The organism is Pontibacter akesuensis, assembly GCF_001611675.1.
In the GTDB taxonomy this organism is placed as follows: Bacteria; Bacteroidota; Bacteroidia; order Cytophagales; family Hymenobacteraceae; genus Pontibacter; species Pontibacter akesuensis.
Window position 1 is genome coordinate 2065518 of the sequence record NZ_CP014766.1, and the last position, 21287, is coordinate 2086804.

19 protein-coding genes are annotated in these 21287 nt (G+C 52.4%); 12 read left to right on the forward strand and 7 right to left on the reverse strand.

Annotated elements, in window-relative coordinates; all coding sequences use genetic code 11:
* Positions 1-14: 14 nt before the first annotated feature.
* The 6 genes from lptC to recJ all read left to right on the forward strand — a co-directional run bounded on the left by lptC (position 15) and on the right by recJ (position 8456).
* Positions 15-554 carry an LPS export ABC transporter periplasmic protein LptC gene (lptC, locus tag A0W33_RS08725; protein ID WP_068837795.1) on the forward strand — a complete coding sequence of 180 codons (540 nt, stop codon included), beginning with the start codon at positions 15-17 and terminating at the stop codon, positions 552-554.
* Positions 551-724: a hypothetical protein gene (locus tag A0W33_RS20885; protein WP_157578018.1), complete on the forward strand. Its 174-nt coding sequence runs from the start codon at positions 551-553 to the stop codon at positions 722-724. Before lptC ends, A0W33_RS20885 begins: the two co-directional genes overlap by 4 nt.
* A 12-nt stretch (positions 725-736) precedes the next feature.
* On the forward strand, positions 737-2038 hold the full coding sequence (locus A0W33_RS08730) for a hemolysin family protein (RefSeq protein WP_068837796.1): 1302 nt from the start codon (positions 737-739) through the stop codon (positions 2036-2038).
* 75 nt (positions 2039-2113) lie between these two features.
* Positions 2114-4222 carry a peptidylprolyl isomerase gene (locus tag A0W33_RS08735; RefSeq protein WP_068837797.1) on the forward strand — a complete coding sequence of 703 codons (2109 nt, stop codon included), beginning with the start codon at positions 2114-2116 and terminating at the stop codon, positions 4220-4222.
* A gap of 275 nt (positions 4223-4497) precedes the next feature.
* Complete coding sequence (locus A0W33_RS08740) at positions 4498-6315, forward strand: tetratricopeptide repeat protein (protein ID WP_068837798.1); 1818 nt, start codon at positions 4498-4500, stop codon at positions 6313-6315.
* Between the two features lie 434 nt (positions 6316-6749).
* Positions 6750-8456: a single-stranded-DNA-specific exonuclease RecJ gene (recJ, locus tag A0W33_RS08745; RefSeq protein WP_068837799.1), complete on the forward strand. Its 1707-nt coding sequence runs from the start codon at positions 6750-6752 to the stop codon at positions 8454-8456.
* Between the two features lie 47 nt (positions 8457-8503).
* Here recJ and A0W33_RS08750 read toward each other — a convergent pair whose 3' ends face one another.
* Together A0W33_RS08750 and A0W33_RS08755 are read right to left on the reverse strand one after the other, a co-directional pair.
* A complete protein-coding gene (locus A0W33_RS08750; RefSeq protein WP_082815177.1) occupies positions 8504-9055 on the reverse strand; it encodes a hypothetical protein in 552 nt (183 codons plus the stop codon).
* Between the two features lie 100 nt (positions 9056-9155).
* Complete coding sequence (locus A0W33_RS08755) at positions 9156-9962, reverse strand: glycoside hydrolase family 25 protein (protein WP_068837800.1); 807 nt, start codon at positions 9960-9962, stop codon at positions 9156-9158.
* Positions 9963-10158: 196 nt separating this feature from the next.
* Here A0W33_RS08755 and lptB point away from each other — a divergent pair, with 196 nt between their 5' ends.
* The 3 genes from lptB (at position 10159) to A0W33_RS08770 (ending at position 13008) form a co-directional block, all read left to right on the forward strand.
* Complete coding sequence (lptB, locus tag A0W33_RS08760; RefSeq protein WP_068837801.1) at positions 10159-10890, forward strand: LPS export ABC transporter ATP-binding protein; 732 nt, start codon at positions 10159-10161, stop codon at positions 10888-10890.
* 115 nt (positions 10891-11005) lie between these two features.
* Complete coding sequence (locus A0W33_RS08765; RefSeq protein ID WP_068837802.1) at positions 11006-12490, forward strand: GH3 auxin-responsive promoter family protein; 1485 nt, start codon at positions 11006-11008, stop codon at positions 12488-12490.
* 38 nt (positions 12491-12528) lie between these two features.
* A complete protein-coding gene (locus tag A0W33_RS08770; protein WP_068837803.1) occupies positions 12529-13008 on the forward strand; it encodes a hypothetical protein in 480 nt (159 codons plus the stop codon).
* 63 nt (positions 13009-13071) lie between these two features.
* Here the strand turns inward: A0W33_RS08770 and A0W33_RS08775 are convergent, their stop codons facing one another.
* The 3 genes from A0W33_RS08775 to gltX form a co-directional block, all read right to left on the reverse strand.
* Positions 13072-13842, reverse strand: coding sequence for a TIGR00266 family protein (locus A0W33_RS08775; RefSeq protein WP_068837804.1), 771 nt, complete (start codon positions 13840-13842; stop codon positions 13072-13074).
* Between the two features lie 121 nt (positions 13843-13963).
* The gene (locus A0W33_RS08780; RefSeq protein WP_068837805.1) at positions 13964-14329 is read right to left on the reverse strand and encodes a hypothetical protein; all 366 of its coding nucleotides are present in this window, start codon (positions 14327-14329) and stop codon (positions 13964-13966) included.
* 132 nt (positions 14330-14461) lie between these two features.
* Positions 14462-16003, reverse strand: coding sequence for a glutamate--tRNA ligase (gene gltX / locus A0W33_RS08785; protein WP_068837806.1), 1542 nt, complete (start codon positions 16001-16003; stop codon positions 14462-14464).
* Between the two features lie 162 nt (positions 16004-16165).
* Here gltX and A0W33_RS08790 point away from each other — a divergent pair, with 162 nt between their 5' ends.
* Positions 16166-17179 carry a YihY/virulence factor BrkB family protein gene (locus A0W33_RS08790; RefSeq protein ID WP_068837807.1) on the forward strand — a complete coding sequence of 338 codons (1014 nt, stop codon included), beginning with the start codon at positions 16166-16168 and terminating at the stop codon, positions 17177-17179.
* Positions 17180-17322: 143 nt separating this feature from the next.
* Here the strand turns inward: A0W33_RS08790 and A0W33_RS08795 are convergent, their stop codons facing one another.
* On the reverse strand, positions 17323-17703 hold the full coding sequence (locus tag A0W33_RS08795; RefSeq protein WP_068837808.1) for a RidA family protein: 381 nt from the start codon (positions 17701-17703) through the stop codon (positions 17323-17325).
* A gap of 48 nt (positions 17704-17751) precedes the next feature.
* Here A0W33_RS08795 and A0W33_RS08800 point away from each other — a divergent pair, with 48 nt between their 5' ends.
* Positions 17752-18423, forward strand: a complete 672-nt coding sequence (locus tag A0W33_RS08800) for a 3-hydroxyacyl-CoA dehydrogenase family protein (RefSeq protein WP_068837809.1) — start codon at positions 17752-17754, stop codon at positions 18421-18423.
* Between the two features lie 129 nt (positions 18424-18552).
* Complete coding sequence (locus tag A0W33_RS08805; protein ID WP_139237139.1) at positions 18553-19176, forward strand: hypothetical protein; 624 nt, start codon at positions 18553-18555, stop codon at positions 19174-19176.
* 49 nt (positions 19177-19225) lie between these two features.
* On the opposite strand, the gene glmS is transcribed toward A0W33_RS08805, so the two are convergent.
* The gene (gene glmS / locus A0W33_RS08810; protein WP_068837811.1) at positions 19226-21061 is read right to left on the reverse strand and encodes a glutamine--fructose-6-phosphate transaminase (isomerizing); all 1836 of its coding nucleotides are present in this window, start codon (positions 21059-21061) and stop codon (positions 19226-19228) included.
* Positions 21062-21287 lie beyond the last annotated feature (226 nt).

Here is a 21287-nt window from a genome sequence, read left to right on the forward strand (position 1 = left end):
ATTTTTTTATACAGATGCGAAACCAATGGATAGCCGCACTGCTGGCGGTGTTGCTCATGGTCGGTTCGGGGTGTGAGCGTGACTTGAAAGACCCTGACAAGGAGGTGAAGTATACCGGCCCTACCATGGAGAACCACGACGTAACCACCCTCTACAGCGACTCGGCCAAGTTAATCACCAAAATTAAGGCACCGGTGCAGCAGGAGTTCGAGACAGGAGACAGGGTGTTTCCCAAAGGTTTTTACGTGGAGTTCTACGATGCGCAGGGCAAGCTGGAGTCCACGATGCGCGGGAACTACGGCAAGCAGCAGCCGGGCAAGAATTTATACTTCGCCAGCGGTAACGTGGTGGTGAACAACCTGAAGAAGCAGGAGAAACTGGAGACAGAGGAGTTGTACTGGAACCGGAACAAGGCAAAGGTCTACACCGATAAGTTTGTTATCTTCACCACGGCAGAGCAGCGGTTGACAGGCACTGGTTTTACCGCCAACCAGGACTTGTCGCGCTACACGATTTCTAAGGTAACAGGCGTATTTAATTTCGAAGAAGAATGAACCGGCGGCTCGTATACATCCTACTCCTTTCGCTGTCTTTCGTAGCCATGGTTATCGGCACGCACCGCAGCTTTGTGGAAAACGACGTGGTGGGCAATTACTGGCTCTTCATGATCGGTTTTATCCTGTACATACTTTACCGGTACCTCAGAAAGAAAGATGGTGCCTAACTTATAAAGTCCATGGTTGACCCCAGTCAGATTGTTTTGCTGTTTGTAGCCCTGCTGTTCTCTGCCTTTTTCTCGGGTATGGAAATGGCCTTTATGGCCGCAAACAAAATCCAGATTGAGCTCAGCGAGAAAAACAATGTGCGCTCCGGGCGCATCCTAGGCTTCCTGCTCCGGCGCCCGGCCCGCCTGCTGGCCACCATCCTGATCGGCAATACGCTGGCGCTGGTGCTGTACGGCTTCACCATTGCCGCCCTGCTCAACGGGGTGCTCACCAGCCTCCTCCCGGTGTACCTGCACTACCCCCTGCTTATACTTGTCCTGCAGATTTTCATTGCCTCAGTAATCGTGTTGCTCACCGCCGAGTTTCTGCCGCGGAGCCTGTTTGCCATCAACCCCAACAGAATGCTGCAGGTGCTGGCGGTGCCCATGCTGCTGCTGTACTTCCTGCTGTGGCCGGTGGTGTACCTGCTGGTGGGCCTGAGCAAGTGGGTGGCCGAGCGGGTGTTTAAGATTGAGTTTTCGGAGGATAAGCCCGTGTTCGGTTTCACGGACCTCAGCGCCTTCATCAAAAACCGCCTGTACCACCCCAGCCAGGAGCACGCCCCCGAGGTAGACCCGGAGATATTCCATAATGCCATGGAGTTTAAAACAGTGAAGGTGCGCGAGTGCATGGTGCCGCGCACTGAGATTGAGGCGGTGGACGTGGCGGCCACCATGCAGGAACTGCAGGAGGCTTTTATCGATACAGGCCATTCCAAGATCCTGGTGTACGAGGATAGCATCGATAACATCATCGGGTACTGCCACCAGTTGGCCATGTTCAGGCAGCCGCAAAGTATAAACGAGATTCTGTCGCCGGTGAGCATGGTGCCGGAAAGTATGTTGGCCAGCGAGCTGTTTGTAAAGTTTGTGGCCGAGCACCGCAGTGTGGCTGTGGTAGTGGATGAATTTGGCGGCACCTCTGGCATAGTTACTGTAGAGGACGTGATAGAGGAGATCTTCGGGGAGATACAGGATGAGTACGATGTGAACAAGGGCCTGCTGGAGCAGGTGGTGCCGGACAAGGGTATCTATATCCTGAGCGCCCGCCACGAAATAGACTACCTGAAAGAGAAGTATGAGCTGGACCTGCCCGAGGGGGATTACGAAACCCTGGGAGGGCTTTTCTTCTCCGCCTTCGGGGAGATCCCGCAACCCGGCGACAAGGCACAGGTGCCGCCCTTCGAAATTACCGTGCTCACCATGGATGAGAACCGCATAGACGCCGTGAAGCTGATCAAAAACCCAGATTTTCAGGCAGATGCCAAAGGGTAATCATTCAGATAAAAATTTTGAAATTTAGCGCGATTAACCTTATTTTGCACAATCCTTTTATAAGTTAAATAACGAATGGCATTAATTAATAAGATTAGAGAGAGGTCTGGTTGGGCTGTTGGCGTTATTGCCATCGGGCTTGGCGTCTTTATAGTAGGCGGTGACCTGCTTGGTGGAAACTCAAGGCTGTTGGGCAACGATGCCACCACAGTGGGTGAAATAGCCGGCGAGGAAATCGATTTCCAGGAGTTTGACGCTGTTTTGCAGCAAGTACAAGCAGACTATGAAGGACGTGTAGGCCGTGCAGCCAACGAGGGGGAACTGGCGATGCTGCGTGAGCAGGCATGGAACCAGCTAATCTTTAAGATAGCCCTGGAGAAAGAATATGACCGCCTGGGCCTGACCGTAACAGACGAAGAGCTGGCGGACATGGTACAGGGCAACAACATTCACCCGGCCGTAATGCAGGCGTTCTCGAACCCGCAGACAGGCGAGTTTGACAGAAACCAGGTGGTGCAGTACCTGCAGAACCTGGACCAGACGGGCACACGCCCGATGTGGGTTAACTTTGAGCAGAGCATTGCAGCAGACCGTTTGCAAACAAAGTATGCGAACCTGCTGAGCAAGACGGTATACATTACTGACGCAGAGGCTAAGAACTTCTACAAAGCGCAGAATGCCACAGCCAGCATGAAAGTGCTGTTCGTGCCCTACTTTACACTGGCTGATTCAGCGGTACAAGTGACGGATGAGCAGCTGAAAGACTACTATAACCGCAACAAAGAGTTATATAAGGTAGAGGCTGGCCGCACCATCGAGTTCGTAACCATTCCGGTTTCGGCCTCAACGGAAGACAGCACTTACTACCAGCAGGAAATCGCAACGCTTTCACAGCAGTTCGCCAGTTCTACGAACGACTCTGCTTTTGTGAACACTAACTCTGATGTGCCTTTCAACGGCACGTACCGCACGCCGGGCGAATTGCCAGAGCAACTGCGCAAGCAGCTTCCGCTGCAGGAGGGCAAAGTATACGGACCGTTCTCTAACAATGGCACAGTGGCCCTGTTCAAGGTAGTGGATGCAAAAGAGGCTGACAAGAGCGCAGCCCGTGCCAGCCACATCCTGATCCGCCCTGAAAGCGACACACCAGAGGCAAAGGCTGCGGCCAAAGCAAAAGCAGAGGGTATCCTGAACCAGATTAAAGGCGGTGCAGATTTCGCACAGCTGGCCACACAGCATGGCTCTGACGGTACAGCCTCTCAAGGCGGTGACCTGGGCTGGTTCCCTGAGGGACAGATGGTGCCGGCTTTTGAAAAGGCTATTTTCGGCGCCGAAAGTGCTGGCCTGCTGCCTAACCTGGTGGAGACAGAGTATGGCTTCCATATTGTGAAGATCACCGAGCCTAAGACAAAGAACACGTACAAGATTGCCGCCGTGCAGCGCGCCATCGAGCCAAGCGAAGGTACCCGCGACGCAGCGTATTCCGTAGCCGACGAACTGGCTGGCACCAGCAGCAATGCAGAAGAGTTCCGCCAGAACGTGGCAGCTAACAAGCAACTGGTAAAGGAGGAGGCTGCTAACATCGGCAAAAATCAGATCATGGTGAACGACCTGTCAAATGCACGTGAACTGGTGCGTTGGGCGTATGCCAAGGATACAGAAGTAGGCGATGTGTCTCCCGTATATGAGGTAGGTGATATGTTCGTGGTGGCAACCCTGACTGGCGAGCGCGAGAAAGGCTATGCTTCCATAGACAATGTGCGCGAAGAATTAACTGCCGCTGTTCGCAGCGAGGTGAAGGCACAGCAGATCATCGAGAAGCTTACGACTGCAAAAGGCACTACTCTGGAACAGATTGCAGCTGCCTATGGCCAGGAAGCCACCGTACAGTCGGCTGATAACATTACGTTTGCTTCTGCTGCCATCCCAGGTGTGGGTGTAGAGCCAGTGGCAGTAGGCAAGGCATTCGGTATGAAGCCAGGTGCCCGCACAGCTCCTTTCGAGGGACAGGGCGGCGTGCTGATGGTGGAGCTGACGAACCTGAACCCGGCCCCGGAAATCAACGACTTCTCTAACGTAAAAGAGCAGATGCGCAGCACGCGTAGCGGCAATGCCCAGAGCAATGCCTTCGAGGCCATCAAAGAGAAATCAGAAATCGTGGATAACCGCGTACGCTTCTTCTAAGCTACCCGCGCATCCTATACTTCAAGAGCCACTCCCCGCAAGGAGTGGCTCTTTTATTTGTGTGCAAAGCAAGTATGATAAGTTTGAGGAGCTTTAACGGTCATTAACCACCAGCCATCGCTATACTTCACAAACCAAAGTATGGGAACGGGCGGGACAAGTATAAGCAACCACCAAACCAAAAACAGACTGCGAAATCCAAACTGATTTGGTATATTAATAGTTAAGGAAGAAGGACATACCAAGGCACAAAGCCGAAGCGTTTTAAAGAAGCTATGCGGAAGAACATATTATACACGTTGGTGCTGGCACTGCTGGTGCTGTTTGCGGCTCCTATGGCCACGGCACAGCAGCAGGACCTGAGGCTGGCACGCCAGTACTTCAGCCAGGGCGATTATGCCAAGGCAGAGGCCCTGTACAGCAAGATGATCAGCAACGAGCAGTTGTTCCACATGGTGTACCCCGATTACCTGAAGACCCTGCTAGCCCAGCGCAATTACAAGGAAGCGGAGAAGCTGGTAAAGAAAACGATAAAGCAGAACCCCGGCAACCTGGCCTATGAGGTAGATATGGGGCTGGTATTACAGGCTGCAGGCGACAAAGCCGCGGCAGAGAAGCAGTTCAATAAGCTACTGGAAGGTGTGAAGCCGGAGGAGGTGATCGTATTGGCCAGCGTGTTCATGCAAAACGACCTCTTCGACTACGCTGAGAAAGCCTACTTGCGTGGGCGCCAGGTCAGCAACGATCCTTTTGCCTACAGCCAGCCCCTGATTGCACTGTACTCTTACCGCCAGAAAACAGACAAACTGATACCTGAGGTGCTAAACCTGCTGCAGCAGAATGAGAGCGAGCTGGGCTATGTGCAAAGCCGCCTGCAGAACGCGCTGCAAGACGAGAAGAACCTGGACCTGATGGAGACGGAGCTTTTAAAACGGGTGCAGCAGCAGCCCGATAAGGTTGCTTTCAACGAGATGCTCATCTGGCTGTACATCCAGCGCAAAGATTTCTACGGCGCACTCATGCAGGCCCGGGCGGTAGACAAACGTACGCGCAGCGGCGGTACCCGTGTAATGGATTTAGGTGCCATCAGCCTGAAAAACGATGATTATGAAGGTGCCATAGAAGCTTATGAATACATGGTGCAGGAGTACCCACAGGGGCCATACTACTTGGTGGCAAGGCAACGGCTGATAAACGCGCGTGAGCGGCAGGTGCAGAATACGTTTCCGGTGAGCAAGGAAAAGATACAGGCGCTGATCGCCGATTACGAGGCACTGCTGGCGGAGATTGGGCGCCGCCCTGAAACGGTGGAAGTGCTGCAGCACATGGCCGGGCTCCATGCCTTTTACCTGGATGATAAAGAGAAAGCGACTGCCCTGCTGCAGGAAGCCATTGCCATGCCGCGCGCTGATCCAAACATGGTAGCGGAAAGCAAACTTACCCTGGGTGATATTTACCTGCTGAAGGGGGAGCCGTGGGAGAGCACGCTGCTGTACGCACAGGTGGAAAAATCACACAAGGAAACGCCGATTGGGCATGAGGCGAAGCTGCGTAATGCCCGGCTGAACTACTATAAAGGCGATTTTGAGCTGGCGCAGGCGCACCTGGATATACTGAAGCTGGCTACCAGCCGCGAGATTGCCAACGATGCCATGGACCTTAGCCTGCTAATCACCGACAATACCGGATTGGATACCTCAACAGTAGCCATGGAGGAGTATGCAGCCATTGATTTGCTCATTTTCCAGAACAAGCTACAGGAGGCACACACAGCGCTGGACGGGATGCTGCAAAAGTACCCGGGACACAGCCTTACCGATGAAATATACTTTCAGAAGGCAACGCTGTACGAGCGATCGGGAGAGTTTGCGAAGGCAGTAGAGAGCCTGCAGAAGATAACAGGCAATCCGCAGTACGACATCCTAAGCGATGACGCGCTGTACCGCATGGCCTTTATACTGGAAGAGAACCTGGGGGAGAAGGACAAGGCGCAGCAGCTCTACAACGAACTGCTGGTGAAGCACCAGGGCAGCATTTACGCAGCAGAGGCCCGTAAACGGTTCCGCAAGCTGCGGGGAGACAAGCTGAATTAGCGCTTCGCGGAATTAGAAATTAGAAGTTATGAATTAGAAATGATTAGCTGAAGGGTTCCAGCATTGTTTTTAGTGATACAACAACCGAAATACTACCTTGGTTGAGCACACAACACGGGCGCCATACTTGATAGCAGATGGCGCGATGCAAAAGTACTGTGTCCTGTGTCTTTATACTTGCGTCTAAAATACTTAGCTAAAGAAGACAAAAAGCAGCAGTATAAAGAGCAGAAAAAAACCATACATGACTAAGTCAAGGGAGTAGTTTCCATACTTTTCGAAAAGCTCTCGTAATCGTTTCATTCCTCATCCTGTTGTACGGCACAAAAGTACGAAATTAAGCGCGAAGGAGTGAAGTGTTCCGGGGCAGGCAAACATAATCCTCCCGAATTAGCTACCTTTGCAGGCAAGACCAGAAGTGTACAGAAGAGCATATGGAGAAAAGGTGGGTTATCAGCCAGGAAGCGCCAGCAGAAACTGTAGAACAGCTAGCAGAGCAGCTTAAAGTAAGCACCACGCTTACGAGTATACTTTGCCAGCGCGGTGTCTGCACCTACGACGAAGCCAAGCACTTTTTCCGTCCTTCCCTGCAAGACCTGCACGACCCCTTCCTGATGAAGGACATGGACCGGGCCGTCGACCGCCTGAACGAGGCGCTGCACCGCAACGAGAAAATCCTGGTGTACGGCGATTATGACGTAGACGGCACCACCTCGGTGGCGCTGATGTACGGCTTCCTGCGCAACTATACTTCCAATATCGATTTCTACATCCCGGACAGGTACAAAGAAGGCTACGGCGTGTCGCAGCAGGGCATGGACTGGGCGGCCGAACAGAAGGTTACCCTCATCATCAGCCTGGACTGCGGCATTAAATCAGCTGACAAAGTAGCCTATGCCGCCAGCCTCGGCATCGACTTTATCATCTGCGACCACCACCTGCCCGACGATGACGTGCCACAGGCCGTAGCCGTGCTGGACCCCAAGCGCGTAGATTGCCCTTATCCGTACAAAGAGCTCTCAGGTTGCGGCGTGGGCTTTAAGCTGCTGCAGGCCTTCTGTATGCAGAATGATATTGACCAGAGCGAAGCGCTGAAGTTTCTCGATTTGCTGGTGGTAAGTATAGCCGCCGATATTGTGCCCATCACCGGTGAGAACCGTATTCTGGCCTATCAGGGGTTGCAGCACCTCAACGGCCCGCAGGCCATGCGCCCGGGATTGGATGCGTTGAAAGACCTTGCTGATCTGAAAGGGGAGATGGACATTACCAGCATTGTGTTTGGGTTTGCGCCGCGCATCAACGCTGCCGGCCGTATGGGCGATGCCAAGAACTCCGTGCGCATGCTGCTTGCCCAAACCAAGGAAGAGGCGCACCGAATGGCTGGCATCATCAATGAGTCGAACAAAGAGCGCCGCAGCAAAGACACCAACATTACCAAAGAGGCGCTGCAGATGATTCAGGAGGATGATTTCCTGAAGAGTGCCAATTCCACGGTGCTGTTCAACGAGAACTGGCACAAGGGCGTGATCGGTATTGTGGCCTCGCGCTGCATCGAGCATTACTACCGCCCCACCATCATCCTGACGCAATCCAACGGTATGGCTTCGGGCTCTGCCAGGTCGGTGCACGGTTTTAACGTGCACAACGCCATAGAGAGCTGCTCTGACCTGCTGGAGCAGTTTGGCGGCCACATGTATGCCGCAGGCCTTACGCTGCCTGTAGCGAACGTGCAGGCCTTTCGGGAGCGCTTTGAGCAGGTGGTGGCAGAGACGATCACCCCAGAGCAGAAAATCCCGCAGATAAGCATAGATGCCCCGCTGCAGCTGAGGCAGATCACACGCAACTTCTACAACATTATTCGGCAGATGGAGCCCTTCGGCCCTGGCAACATGCGGCCTGTGTTTGTATCGGAGGGCGTGATGGATGCTGGCAACGCAAAGATTGTGGGCGATACGCACCTCAAACTGCGCCTGACCCAGGACGGCTTCACCTATATCGACGCCATTGGTTTTGGCCTGGCCGATCACTTCGACGCTATTTCCTCTGGCCGGCCGTTTGATGTGTGCTATACTATTGAAGAAAACATCTACAGGGGCATCATCAACCTGCAACTCCACCTCAAGGACATCCGAACAAAATAAAAAAGGCTCCCGTTAAGGAGCCTTTTTTGGTACGTACTAGGTGTTGTTCAGGCTGACACCGGAGCACTTGCGTTTGCAAGTAATTCCTCCTGGCTAATCTGCCTGAAAGACAACTTGTAGCCTTGGTAGAGGGCAATGCCATAGAAAAGGGCATCCATCGGAGAGAAGGTCTCTGCCATGATTTCCGGAAGCAGGCTGTAGTCCAGTGCCAGCAGCGTTTCCACGTACCCCATATTGAGCTCCTGCGCAATAAAGCCCGTTGTGCTGAGAAAGTTGCCCAGCACGCAACCGAACAGGGCCAGTACTGCACCCAGAACGCCGAAGACCTTATCAATGCCCTGCCCCATGGTGCGGATGGCATAGCCTACCAGGAAACCAACGGCCACCGCCATGTATCCGATCTGGTAACCGGTGGCGACGGTAACAGCGGCCCAGGCCACGCCTCCGACAGCCGCTGCCAGTAGTCCGGCTGCCAAGCCTTTGATCAGGTGCTGTTCCATACTTAATTTGTGCAGGTACAGGTCCAGCAATTGCTGATCCAGAACGGGAGCGGCAGGCTCCACAACCTCCTCTGCAGGGAGTGGTAAAGGTGTTTCCATAACTTGTTTTTATAGGTGAAAAATGAAAGCGCGCGGAATGACCAAGCTATCAGGAAGTAGCTATGGCCTGTGTTTGAAACAAGAAGTATAAGTATAAAAACTATGGCAGCGGCTGTCGGTGCTTCAACTGCCCCAACGGACTAGCCAGGTCAGAGGTGGCCGTGAACTGCGGCAGGCACAGAGAGCTTAACTGGTCCACATCGCCCACAAAAAAGTTAATGTCAACGGCCGCATTGATGCCCGAGATGGAGCCCCTGTCGGTGTACTGCCAGAACATCCAGCTGTCGGTGTGGTGAATATCGGGCTTGTTGTCGCTGTAGCGGGCAATCCAGAAATGGTAGTCGGTGAAGTGGCCCTGCAGGTAGCGGCGGTAGTAGTTCTGGCTGGTATAGATGATCGGGCGCACGCCATAGTGCGCGGTTACAGCCTCCAGCCAAACTTTGATATCCTTCCGCATCTGGTCGGCGCTTACTTTCGGGTCTGATACCTCGATGTCCAGTACAGGGGGCAAGTCGCCGGGTTCCAGCGTAACCGTGCTGGTGAACAGCTTTATCTGGTCCTGCACAGGCGCCTCTGGCTTGTAAAAATGGTAGGCCCCGCGCTTAATGCCGTGGCGCTTGGTTTCCTCCCAGTTCCGGGCGAAGTATGGGTCCAGGCGGAAATCGCCCTGCGTGGCCTTCACAAACGCAAACGTCACCTCCGACTCGCTAACCATAGCCCAGTTCACCTCTTTTTGCCACCTCGATACATCAATGCCACGCAAAGCGGTGGTGCTGGTGGCGGCGGTTTTTGTATTATCGTTGTTTGTATCTATGCTGCCAGCGGCTGCGCCAAACATGGTGGTGTAAAGCAGCAGACCGGAAAAAGCAAGCTTCTGGAAAGCTGAAAGCAGTAAGGTAAACGTCATGGGCCAAAGTTGTAGAATGAAGCGTGTTACAAAATAGGGATTAAAACAGCATCAGTCAAGAGCTATGCCACAGGGTTATAAACTTTATTGTAGAAAGATAATAGAATTTTTCTAATACCGAAGGATTGGCCGCATCGGAAAGCCATGCATCATACACCCGTTGCAGGATGGTGGCTTTATGTGTAATTTAGCAACGATGATACTGAGAGCCGAAAACCTGATAAAGAAGTATAAATCGCGCACAGTGGTAAACGACGTGAGCGTGGAGGTAAACCAGGGCGAAATAGTGGGGTTGCTGGGGCCAAACGGCGCCGGTAAAACCACCTCGTTCTACATGATCGTGGGGCTCGTGAAGCCGAACCAGGGAAAGATATTTCTGGACAAAGAGGATATTACCAACCTGCCCATGTACAAGCGCGCCACTCGCGGGGTGGGTTACCTGGCGCAGGAGGCATCGGTTTTCCGGCAGCTAACGGTGGAGGAAAATATTCTGGCCGTGCTGGAGATGACCAATATGCCCAGGAAAGCGCAGCATGAGAAGGTGGAGGAACTGCTGGAGGAGTTCTCGCTGACGCACGTACGCAAGAACAAGGGCATCGTCCTTTCTGGCGGCGAGCGCCGGCGCACCGAGATTGCGCGCGCCCTGGCCGTAGACCCTAAGTTCGTGCTGCTGGATGAGCCCTTTGCGGGTGTGGACCCTATTGCCGTGGAGGAAATCCAGACCATTGTGGCGAAGCTGAAGAATAAGAACATTGGAATCCTGATCACCGACCACAACGTAAATGAAACACTTTCCATCACGGACCGCGCCTATCTTCTGTTTGAAGGCAAAATTCTGAAAGCCGGATCAGCCGAGGAATTGGCCGCCGACGAACAGGTACGCCGGGTGTACCTGGGCAAGCACTTTGAACTGAAGCGGAAAGTGTAAATTGGGTTGCTGATCGTTCATCTCGTATGCCACAGCATGAATGTGAGAATCCGCCAAACACTCAATAATTAATAACCGACACTTGGAAATAATCAACTCAATTATAACGTGGGTAATGAAGAAACGGATCCATGACATCGATCTGTTTCGGAAGTACCCGCACGATGTGCAGCTTGAGCTGTTTCAGAACCTGCTGGATAAGGCGAAGAACACCGAGTGGGGCAAGCAGTACGGCTACGGCGACGGCCTGAGTGTGCGGGAGTTTCAGGAGCGGGTGCCTATCAGCACCTACGAAGACTTGTACCCATACTTTGAGCGGGTGATGAAGGGCGAGCAAAACCTGCTGTGGCCCACTAAAATTGAGTGGTTCTCTAAATCATCCGGCACAACCAACGCACGCAGCAAGTTCATACCGGTAAGTCCGGAGTCGCTGGAGGATTGCCATTACAAAGGCGGCAAGGACATGCTTTCCATTTATGTGAACCTGTACCCAGATACGAAGCTTTTCACCGGCAAAGGCCTTTCCATCGGCGGCAGCCATCACCCAAGCGAATTGAATGACAAGGTTTCCTGTGGCGATGTGTCGGCTGTGATCATGCAGAACCTGCCCATGTGGGCCGAGGCCATGCGCACGCCCCCGCTGAAGGTGGCCCTAATGGACAAGTGGGAAGAGAAGATTGAGAAGATGGTGGAGCTGACGCCAGCGGAGAACGTGACAAGTATGAGCGGTGTGCCCACCTGGACGTACCTGCTGCTGAAGCGCATCCTGGAGGTAACGGGAAAAAGCAATATGCTGGAAGTATGGCCGAACTTGGAACTATTCACGCACGGGGCAGTGGCTTTTGGCCCGTACCGGCAGCTTTTCAAGGAAATTATTCCGACAGATAAAATGAACTATTTGGAAGTATATAATGCTTCTGAGGGGTTCTTTGGTATTCAGGATCAGGCTGGTACGGAAGATGAGATGCTGCTGATGCTGGACTACGGGGTCTACTACGAATTCATCCCGATGGATCAGTTTAATGAGGAGATGCCGCAAACGCTAACGCTGGACCAGGTGGAACTGGGAAAGAACTATGCCCTGGTAATATCAACCAATGCAGGCTTGTGGCGCTACAAAATCGGAGATACCATCCGGTTTACCAACTTAAGCCCTTATCGCATTAAAATATCAGGCCGCACCAAGCACTTCATCAACGCTTTTGGCGAGGAGGTAATTGTGGAGAACGCGGAGGCAGCCATTATACAGGCCTGTAAGGTTACGGGGGCGGTAATATCCAACTTCACCGCTGCCCCTGTTTACATGGAGAGCGGAAAGCGCGGCTGCCACGAGTGGCTGATTGAGTTTGAGCAGGAGCCTGATAGCCTGGAGCGTTTCACGCAGGAGCTGGACGGCAAGCTGCGGGAGGTAAACTCAGATTACGATGCCAAGCGGCAGAACGATCTGGCGTTGCAGCCGCCTATTGTACATGCCGCCCCACGCGGGACTTTCATGAACTGGCTGCGCCACAAGGGCAAGCTGGGAGGACAGAATAAAGTGCCGCGGTTGAGCAACTCGCGCGAGCACCTGGAAGAGATCATGCAGGTCAGTAATTTGTAGAAGTATAATATTAGAGCAACAGAAAAGCAACGCAACAGATGAGCATTAAAAGCTTCCTGCAGGATTTAAACCAAGCCTTCCAGGAGAAGGAGGAGGAGAAGCGAAAGCGGGATGAGCTTGCGCAGCAGCGGGACAAAGAACGAAAAGCGTTTTATGAACTGTACAGCAACAGCTATAACAACGGCATCGTTAAGAAGATCAAGAAGCTCGAAAAGGAGATGAAGGAAGACTTTAAGGTGAGGTACAAAGAAGCCCCCACAAAGTCATCTTCCAATTCCTTGGAGGGAAACATCATGTTCCAGCCTAAGTTCGTATCAGAAGTATATGAAGTGAGGGTTGCGGTGAGGGGAAACTACAAAGAAAAGACACTGTCTGTGACGGGAATTGCCACCTATAGGCTGAGCGCCAAGCATAAGGCCCCGATCGAGGTTTTCAACGACGACATCCAACTATTTGACCCGGAGCAGACAGAAGACTACATTACCACTATCCTGCGATACTTTTTTATCAAGGAATAGCAACAGAGAAAATATGAGCGGTCCGGTTTCTGAAACAAAGAAATCGGACCGCTCTTGTGTTTGCTACTCCATAAAGCTGCTGAAGAAGCCCCCTTCTTTGTTGGCGTTCTCACCCTTCGGCATCAGCGCTTCAATCAGCTTCTTCACCGGCATCGATTGCAGCCATACGCGGCCGGTACCTCTTAGCGTAGCCAGGAACAAGCCCTCTCCGCCAAATATCATTGATTTCAGGCCGCCCGCGCGCTGTACGCTAAAGTCTATTCCTTCCTCAAAGGCCACTACGCAGCCTGTGTCTACGCGCAGTGTCTGGTTGTTTAGCTGTTTTTCCACAATGGTGCCGCCGGCATGCACAAAGGCCAGGCCATCGCCCTGCATGCGCTGCAGTATAAAGCCCTCGCCCCCGAAGAAGCCTGTGCCCAGGCGCTGGTTAAAGTGTATGCTAAGCTTAGTACCGAGTGCTGCCGCCAAAAATGCGTCTTTCTGAGTGATGAGGGTGTTATTGCGGGTAGTGCTTAGGTCTATGGGCAGGATAGTGCCCGGGTAAGGTGCCGAGAAAGCCACACGGCTCTTGCCGTTGAAGCCACGGTGCGTGAAGTGCGTCATGAAAAGCGATTCGCCCGTGATCATGCGTGAGCCAGCTGAGACCAACTTCCCGAAAAATCCCTGGCTGGGATTGGAGCCGTCGCCCATTTTCGCTTCAAAGTCAATGCCCTCCTCCATGTACACCATCGCGCCAGCCTCCGCAATTACGGTTTCGTTCGGGTCTAGCTCAATCTCCAGCACCTGTATGTCGTTGCCAAAAATCTTGTAATCTACTTCGTGTGAGTTTCTCATAGTTAGCCGTGTTTGGTTACAGTAGAATTATAGTTGAAGATAAATAAAAAAGCGAAAAGAGGAAGCGTTCTTGTGTCAACGCTTCCTCTTTTCGCTTCAACCGCCGTTTCAGGTCAGGCTGCTAGTCTTCCTCTTCGTCTTGCGGCGCTTTGCCTTTTTTGCCTTTGGCCTTGGGCAGGTTCTCGTCTTCCTCGTCATCGGAGGTGGAGTTGGTGGTTCGCACGAAGTCCTCGTCAGTCTCTTCGGCCTCCTCAGTTTCCTCCACGTGGTAATCCTCCTCCTCTTCGCGTTTCGCTTTCTCGGCGGCATCGCGCTTCACCAGCTTTTTGTCCTCCACGTTCCTGTTCAGGAACTCGTTTATCTTATCGATGCTGTAGTTGGAGATGATCTCGCCGTGCTCGTTCACCTTTATCTCAAAGCCATCAAGGTCTTTGTGTACCCGTGACTTCTTTTTGGAGCTGTCGCTGTCTTTTTTATTTTTAGCCATGATGATTCTCGCTTTGGTATACTTTGCTTATAAGCATCACAGCACAAATAGTTTCAAGCGGGCACAGCGTAAAACGAAAAAAGCCAGCCAAACGGCCAGCCTTTTCTTGGTACAAAGTATAAAGCCGATGCCCTAGGCAGTCACATAGCTGCTCAGTTTGCTGATGGCTGTTTCGATGCGCTGCTTCGTCTCTTCCTGTCCGAGCACTTCGATAATCTGCATCAGGTCAGGGCCAGCCTCAGCACCGGTAACCGCAAGGCGCAGCGCCTGCATTACCTGGCCCAGCTTCATGCCGTGGCGCTCCAGAATCGTGTTTAACAACTCCTTCACAGTATCTGCATTGAAATCCTGCAGGGACGACAGTTCGTTCTTAAAATCCTCGAAAACGGCTACAGACTGGCTGTTCCACTTCTTGGAGGCTACTTTCTCGCTGTACTCAGTAGGGGCTACGTAGAAGTACTCAGCCTCTTTCCAGAAATCCTGCGGAAACGACACGCGCTCTTTCATCAAGCCTGCCACTTTCTCTGCTTTATCAGGGGTGGTGGTGATGTTGTGCGCCGCCAGTGCCTCGATCAGGTAATTGGCCAGCTCGCCGTCTGGCTTGGCGCGCAGGTACTGCTCGTTAAACCAGCGGGCCTTCTGAATGTCGAAACGTGTACCGGATTTACCGATGCGCTCCACAGAAAACTCCTGAATCAGCTCCTCCATAGAGAATATCTCCTGCTGTGTGCCCGGGTTCCAGCCCAGGAAAGCCAGAAAGTTCACAAAAGCATCCGGCAAATAGCCGCTCTCACGGTAGCCTGTCGATTTTTCGCCGGTGTTCGGGTCTACCCAGTGTAGCGGGAACACCGGGAAGCCCAGTTTGTCGCCATCACGCTTGCTTAGCTTTCCGTTGCCGTCGGGCTTCAGCAACAGGGGCAGGTGGGCGAACTGCGGCATGGTATCTTCCCAACCCAGGTAGCGGTACAGCAACACGTGCAGCGGAGCGCTCGGCAACCACTCCTCCCCACGGATCACGTGCGTGATCTTCATCAGGTGGTCGTCTACAATGTTAGCCAGGTGGTACGTTGGCATGCCATCCGACTTCATCAATACTTTATCATCAATGGCAGAAGAGTGCACCATTACCCAGCCACGGATCATGTCCTGCAGGCGCACTTCCTCCTTGCGGGGCACCTTCAGGCGAATCACGTAGGCCTCACCAGACTCCAGGCGGCGCTTTACCTCATCCTCCGGCAGCGTGAGCGAGTTTTTCATCGTCGTGCGGGTGATGGCGTTGTACTGCGGCGTGGCTACTTTGGCGGCCTTCAGGCGCTCACGCATCGCGTCAAGCTCCTCTGCCGTGTCAAAGGCGTAGTAGGCGTGGCCAGAGTCAATCAGCTGCTGGGCGTACTGCATGTACATCGGCTTACGCTCCGACTGGCGGTAGGGGGCATAAGGACCGCCGTTCCACGGGCTCTCATCCAGTTCAATGCCGCACCACTCCAGCGATTCGCGGATATAGTCTTCGGCGCCGGGTACAAAGCGTGTTTGGTCGGTATCCTCAATGCGCAAAATCATTTTACCGCCGGTTTTCCGGGCCAGCAGGTAGTTGTACAGGGCGGTGCGAACCCCGCCGATATGGAGTGCCCCGGTTGGGCTTGGTGCAAAGCGTACTCTAACTTCTCTTTCCATGTATGGTTATGTCGTTCAGAACGTTCAGGTCTGCCGCAAAGGTACAAAATAAAGTTTGTTTAGGTAAGGCCGGTGAATTAGCCATACTTGGCTGATTATAAACATAATTGCCTATTTCCGTATTTGCATAGTATAGCAAACAAAAGCCACAGTGAATGGAGCATGCGTAACCGGTTAGCTAAAGTATGGAGCCTGCTGAAGGAGGTGTCCTTTGAGTTTGTGGAGAACAACTCCTTCCAGAAGGGGGCCGCGTTGGCGTACTACACTATTTTCTCGCTGCCGCCCATGCTCATCATCATCATCAGCGCTGCCGGGTACTTCTTTGGCAAGCAAGCCATCTCCGGCGAAATCTACTACCAGATAAAGGAGCTGATCGGCACTGAGGGCGCCTATGCCGTGCAGAAGATGGTGGAGAGCGCCAACGAGTTCAGCAGTTTTAGCTTCGCCACGATTGTGGGCCTTCTTGCGCTCTTTGTGGCAGCCACCGGCGTGTTCATCTCCCTGCAGTACTCTCTGAACGAAATCTGGTATGTGAAGCCCGTGCCCAAGCGTGGCTATGTAAAGCTGCTGGTGGATCGGTTCCTGTCCTTTGGGATGATTCTGGCCATTGCCATTATTCTGCTGCTGTCGTTGCTGGCTAACACGGTGTTGGTGGCGATCGGCGATTTCCTGACGGCGCGCTTTTCGGGTTGGGTGATTTACGTGCTGCACTTTGCAAACTTACTGTCTGCGTTTCTGCTGATGTCGTTTCTGTTTGCCTGTATCTACAAGTTTCTGCCGGATGCCAAGATCAGGTGGCGGGATGTATGGGTCGGTTCGTTTGTTACCTCTCTGCTGTTTGTGCTGTGCCGGGGCCTCATCGGGTTCTACCTGGGCAAAAACGATGTGGGATCAGTTTACGGGGCAGCCGGTTCTATTGTGGTGATACTTACCTGGGTGTTCTTTACCTCACAGATCATCTTTTTCGGAGCGGTTTTCACCTTTGTCTACTCCAAGAAGTATGGCTACAACATCTATCCTTCCGACTACGCCGTCAGGGTGATACGGCAGGAGGTAGAGGTGGGCAATACCGCCGTGAATGTGGAGCCAACCACTGAGCAGCTATCCTTGCATGAGTTGCAGGCCGGGCAGGAACCTGCCAGCGAAGAGGATGCTGCCAAAGGAGCAAACATTTAATTGAGTCAGGAGTCACGAGTTCTGAGTTGAGGAAGTATGAAAAAAGACATAGGATGATTTACTACAGATCATCCTATGTCTTTTTTACTTTGTCAGAAACTGATCGGACAGCCAAGTATAAACCAACTGCCTTCTAACCAACCTTACTTTGTGGCGATGCAGGAGATCTCTACGTTCACGTCTTTTGGCAGGCGGCTTACCTCCACTGTTTCGCGGGCAGGCGGGTTGCTGCTAAAGTAACTGCCGTAGGTTTCGTTAATACGGCCGAAATTGTTCATGTCCTTCACGAAGATGCTGCACTTGAGCACGTTGCTGAAGTCCATACCCGCTTCGGCAAGTATAGCCTGCAGGTTCTGCATTACCTTGTGTGTTTCGTCTTCTATGCTGCCGCTTACCAGGTTGCCGCTCTCGGCATCCAGCGCGATCTGGCCAGATACATAAAGGGTGCCGTTGGCAAGCGTAGCCTGGCTGTAAGGTCCGATCGGAGCCGGTGCACTGGAGGAGTTGATGATGGTATGTGCCATAATGGATTCGTTTTAGATTTGTATATTTACAGTCAAAAGTACAGAAATATGCACATACTTGTTTTGTCAGGCCCGGAAATGGCCGCCGAGTTCAAGCAGAAGTTTCCGGAAGAGAAAGAAGAAATCAGCTATACTTTCCTGCAGGAGGCACAGGGGCCGTTACTGCAGCAGGCGGAAATGGTGTTTGATTTTTTCCTGCACGAGCAGCCCGAGCGCCTAAGCGACTATACTTCAGAACAGGTGGTGTTTTGCAACGCGGCCACTCTGCAATTGGCCGCCCTGGTGCAGGGAAGGGAGCTTGCGTGCACGCTAGCCGGCTTTAACGGATTGCCAACGCTCTTTAATCGTCCGGCGCTGGAGGTGAGTTTGTTGCAACATCAGGATGAGGCAAAGCTGCAGGAAGTATGCAAGGCTTTGGGAACCGAGTACCTGCTGGTGGATGACCGGGTGGGGATGGTGACGCCGCGCATGATCTGCATGATCATTAACGAGGCCTGCTATACTTTGCAGGAGCAAACAGCAAGTATAGGTGATATCGACCAGGGTATGAAGCTGGGTACTAATTACCCCAAGGGCCCTTTTGAATGGGCCAACCAGTTGGGCATTGCCAATGTGTACCAGGTGCTGGAGGCTGTTTACGAGGATACAAAAGAGGAGCGGTACAAGATCTGTCCCTTACTTAAAACGAAACATTTAAAGAGAGAGAGCTTCTCGGTTTAAAAAGGGTTACAAGTATAAACAAGTATAAAAAGAGGTAGCGCCTGTACGGGTGCTACCTCTTTTTATATAGTGTGAGTTCTATGTTTCTGCCTTTATTGCTTATCTTGAGCAGTGTTAACTTGTTACTATATGAGAATACCTTTACTCGCTCTTATACTTAGCCTGATGGGAACAGTGGCTGCGGCACAATCCAACGAGGCAGCAAACTACCAACTCACCGTGGACGGCAAGGTGCTGGACGTGGCGCTTGGGAAAGAATACCAGATGAAGCTCGCCAACGGGAAAGTGGTGACGGTGGCTGTGAAGCAGAAAGACGTGCTTACCTATAAGGACGACTGGATTTCGCTGCAGTACCCGAGCGGGCTGCACCCGGCCTTCACCTCTCCTGATCCGGATATAGAACAGATGATGCTGGTAACGGCCAACGGAAACGGTGTGCTGGTGCAGAAGTATAAAACGCTCGATCCCTCCTCGCTTGTAAGCCTGATGCTGAAGGAAGTGACGGATGAGGACGTGAGCTTCGGCTACAAAATGGAGGAGAAGCCGTTTGAGCACAAACTGGTGTCGGGGCAGAAAGCAGTCGGCAAGACCGTAAAGCTGACCTATGGCAATGATGTGCAGCATTACACGGTGGCGGCTCTGGGCGGCAAAGACCAGGGTATACTCTTTATCACGATGCTCAATACAGAGTATAACACAGGTGATGACAAAGTGATTCAGCTGTTTCTGGACACCTTCTCCTATAAGCTATAAAAAGAAAGGGAGCCCCATCGGGCTCCCTTTCTTTTTATAGCTTAAAAACTTACTCCACCGTCACGGACTTAGCCAGGTTACGCGGCTGGTCTACGTTGCAACCGCGCATTACCGCAATGTGGTAAGACAGCAACTGCAGCGGAATCACGGAAAGCAACGGCATCAGGTGCTCGCTTGTCTCCGGAATCTCAATCACGTGGTCGGCCATGGCAGGGATCGTAGTGTCACCCTCAGTTACCACAGCGATGATTTTGCCTTTACGGGCCTTCACCTCCTGCACGTTTGATACCACCTTCTCGTAAGAGCTGTCCTTTGTGGCGATTACCACCACCGGCATCATCTCATCAATCAGCGCGATCGGGCCGTGCTTCATTTCAGCGGCAGGATACCCTTCCGCATGGATGTAAGAGATCTCCTTCAGCTTAAGCGCTCCCTCCAGGGCAACCGGGAAGTTGTAGCCACGCCCCAGGTACAGGAAGTTGGTTGCGTCTTTATACTTCTCTGCAATGCGTATGATCTGGTCGTTCAGCTGTAGGGCCTGCTCCACTTTAGCCGGAATGTTCTCCAGCTCCACCATCAGTTCATGCAGCTTTGTTGTCTCCAGTGTGCCGCGCTTGCTGCCAATTATCATGGCTATCAGCGTTAACACGGTTACCTGCGCAGTAAATGCCTTGGTACTGGCAACACCAATCTCAGGGCCGGCGTGCGTATAGGCACCCGCATCGGTAGCACGCGCGATGGAAGAGCCAACCACGTTACAAATACCAAAAATCGTAGCGCCTTTAGATTTCGCCAGTTCCAGGGCAGCCAGGGTATCGGCCGTCTCACCAGACTGTGAAATAGCGATCACAATATCCTTCTCGCTGATGATGGGATTGCGGTAACGGAACTCCGAAGCGTACTCAACTTCAACAGGTATGCGCGCCAGGTCCTCGATCAGGTATTCGGCCACCAGGCCTGCATGCCAGGAAGTACCGCAAGCCACAATGATAATTCTGTTGGCGTTCGCGAATTTGTTTTCATACTCACGAATGCCCGCCATCATCAAATGGTTGCTTTCCGCAATCATGCGGCCACGCATGCTGTCGAGGATGGAGCGGGGCTGCTCGAAAATCTCCTTCAGCATGAAGTGCTCATAGCCACCTTTCTCAATCGACTCCAGTTCCATTTCCAGGCGCTGCACATAAGGTGTCTGTTGCACGTCTTCTTTGGTGCGGATATCCAGCTGGCCGTTGTTGATGATCGCCAGTTCGTAATCGTTCAGGTATACTACATCGTTTGTATACTCAATGATAGGGGTAGCATCAGAAGCCAGGAAATATTCGCCGTCACCCACGCCTACTACCAGCGGACTGCCTTTACGGGCGGCGATCAGTTGGTTCGGGCTGTCTGAGGCTAAAACCACAATCGCGTAAGCGCCCACTACCTCGTGCATGGCCAGGCGCACGGCCTCAGGCAACGTGCAGTTGTTGTTGGTGCGGATGTCCTCGATCAGGTTGATGAAAACCTCGGAGTCGGTATCAGACTGAAAAGTATGACCTTTCTCTATCAAAAGCTTCTTCAGAGAAGCATAGTTCTCGATGATACCATTGTGTATGATGGCAATTTTGCGGGAGGTGGAGTAGTGCGGGTGTGCGTTCTCGTCATTCGGCTCTCCGTGAGTAGCCCAACGCGTATGCCCCATCCCGATGGTGCCGTGGGTATCCATCTTGTCAATGAACGCCTCAAGTTCGGCTACTTTGCCTTTTTTCTTGTAAACACTTAGGTCGCCGTTCATCAACGCGATGCCGGCACTGTCATACCCTCTGTACTCCAGCCTCTTCAGGCCTTTAATAATAATGGGGCTTGCCTCACGGTGCCCAACATATGCTACAATTCCACACATAGGTTTTTTCTTAATATAATCTTATAGGTACCCACAAAGGTATCTAAATCTTTTTTATCTGTATAATTTATGAATATGAACTAAACGCTTCCTAAACAGATGCCCGTGCTAATATATACTGTGTCAAGGGAGTTATCGAAAAATGAGAGGCTGCGGCTTATGTACCATAATATGGTATAAGCTGCAGCCTCTTGTACTTGTATAACGAACGTTCTATAGCAAAATA

What these genes read in the sequence shown, in the direction of transcription:
- lptC (WP_068837795.1), top strand. Translation starts at nt 15, where the DNA reads ATGCGAAACCAATGGATAGCCGCACTGCTGGCGGTGTTGCTCATGGTC.
- A0W33_RS20885 (WP_157578018.1), top strand. Translation starts at nt 551, where the DNA reads ATGAACCGGCGGCTCGTATACATCCTACTCCTTTCGCTGTCTTTCGTA.
- A0W33_RS08730 (WP_068837796.1), top strand. Translation starts at nt 737, where the DNA reads ATGGTTGACCCCAGTCAGATTGTTTTGCTGTTTGTAGCCCTGCTGTTC.
- A0W33_RS08735 (WP_068837797.1), top strand. Translation starts at nt 2,114, where the DNA reads ATGGCATTAATTAATAAGATTAGAGAGAGGTCTGGTTGGGCTGTTGGC.
- A0W33_RS08740 (WP_068837798.1), top strand. Translation starts at nt 4,498, where the DNA reads ATGCGGAAGAACATATTATACACGTTGGTGCTGGCACTGCTGGTGCTG.
- recJ (WP_068837799.1), top strand. Translation starts at nt 6,750, where the DNA reads ATGGAGAAAAGGTGGGTTATCAGCCAGGAAGCGCCAGCAGAAACTGTA.
- A0W33_RS08750 (WP_082815177.1), bottom strand. Translation starts at nt 9,055, where the DNA reads ATGGAAACACCTTTACCACTCCCTGCAGAGGAGGTTGTGGAGCCTGCC.
- A0W33_RS08755 (WP_068837800.1), bottom strand. Translation starts at nt 9,962, where the DNA reads ATGACGTTTACCTTACTGCTTTCAGCTTTCCAGAAGCTTGCTTTTTCC.
- lptB (WP_068837801.1), top strand. Translation starts at nt 10,159, where the DNA reads ATGATACTGAGAGCCGAAAACCTGATAAAGAAGTATAAATCGCGCACA.
- A0W33_RS08765 (WP_068837802.1), top strand. Translation starts at nt 11,006, where the DNA reads ATGAAGAAACGGATCCATGACATCGATCTGTTTCGGAAGTACCCGCAC.
- A0W33_RS08770 (WP_068837803.1), top strand. Translation starts at nt 12,529, where the DNA reads ATGAGCATTAAAAGCTTCCTGCAGGATTTAAACCAAGCCTTCCAGGAG.
- A0W33_RS08775 (WP_068837804.1), bottom strand. Translation starts at nt 13,842, where the DNA reads ATGAGAAACTCACACGAAGTAGATTACAAGATTTTTGGCAACGACATA.
- A0W33_RS08780 (WP_068837805.1), bottom strand. Translation starts at nt 14,329, where the DNA reads ATGGCTAAAAATAAAAAAGACAGCGACAGCTCCAAAAAGAAGTCACGG.
- gltX (WP_068837806.1), bottom strand. Translation starts at nt 16,003, where the DNA reads ATGGAAAGAGAAGTTAGAGTACGCTTTGCACCAAGCCCAACCGGGGCA.
- A0W33_RS08790 (WP_068837807.1), top strand. Translation starts at nt 16,166, where the DNA reads ATGCGTAACCGGTTAGCTAAAGTATGGAGCCTGCTGAAGGAGGTGTCC.
- A0W33_RS08795 (WP_068837808.1), bottom strand. Translation starts at nt 17,703, where the DNA reads ATGGCACATACCATCATCAACTCCTCCAGTGCACCGGCTCCGATCGGA.
- A0W33_RS08800 (WP_068837809.1), top strand. Translation starts at nt 17,752, where the DNA reads ATGCACATACTTGTTTTGTCAGGCCCGGAAATGGCCGCCGAGTTCAAG.
- A0W33_RS08805 (WP_139237139.1), top strand. Translation starts at nt 18,553, where the DNA reads ATGAGAATACCTTTACTCGCTCTTATACTTAGCCTGATGGGAACAGTG.
- glmS (WP_068837811.1), bottom strand. Translation starts at nt 21,061, where the DNA reads ATGTGTGGAATTGTAGCATATGTTGGGCACCGTGAGGCAAGCCCCATT.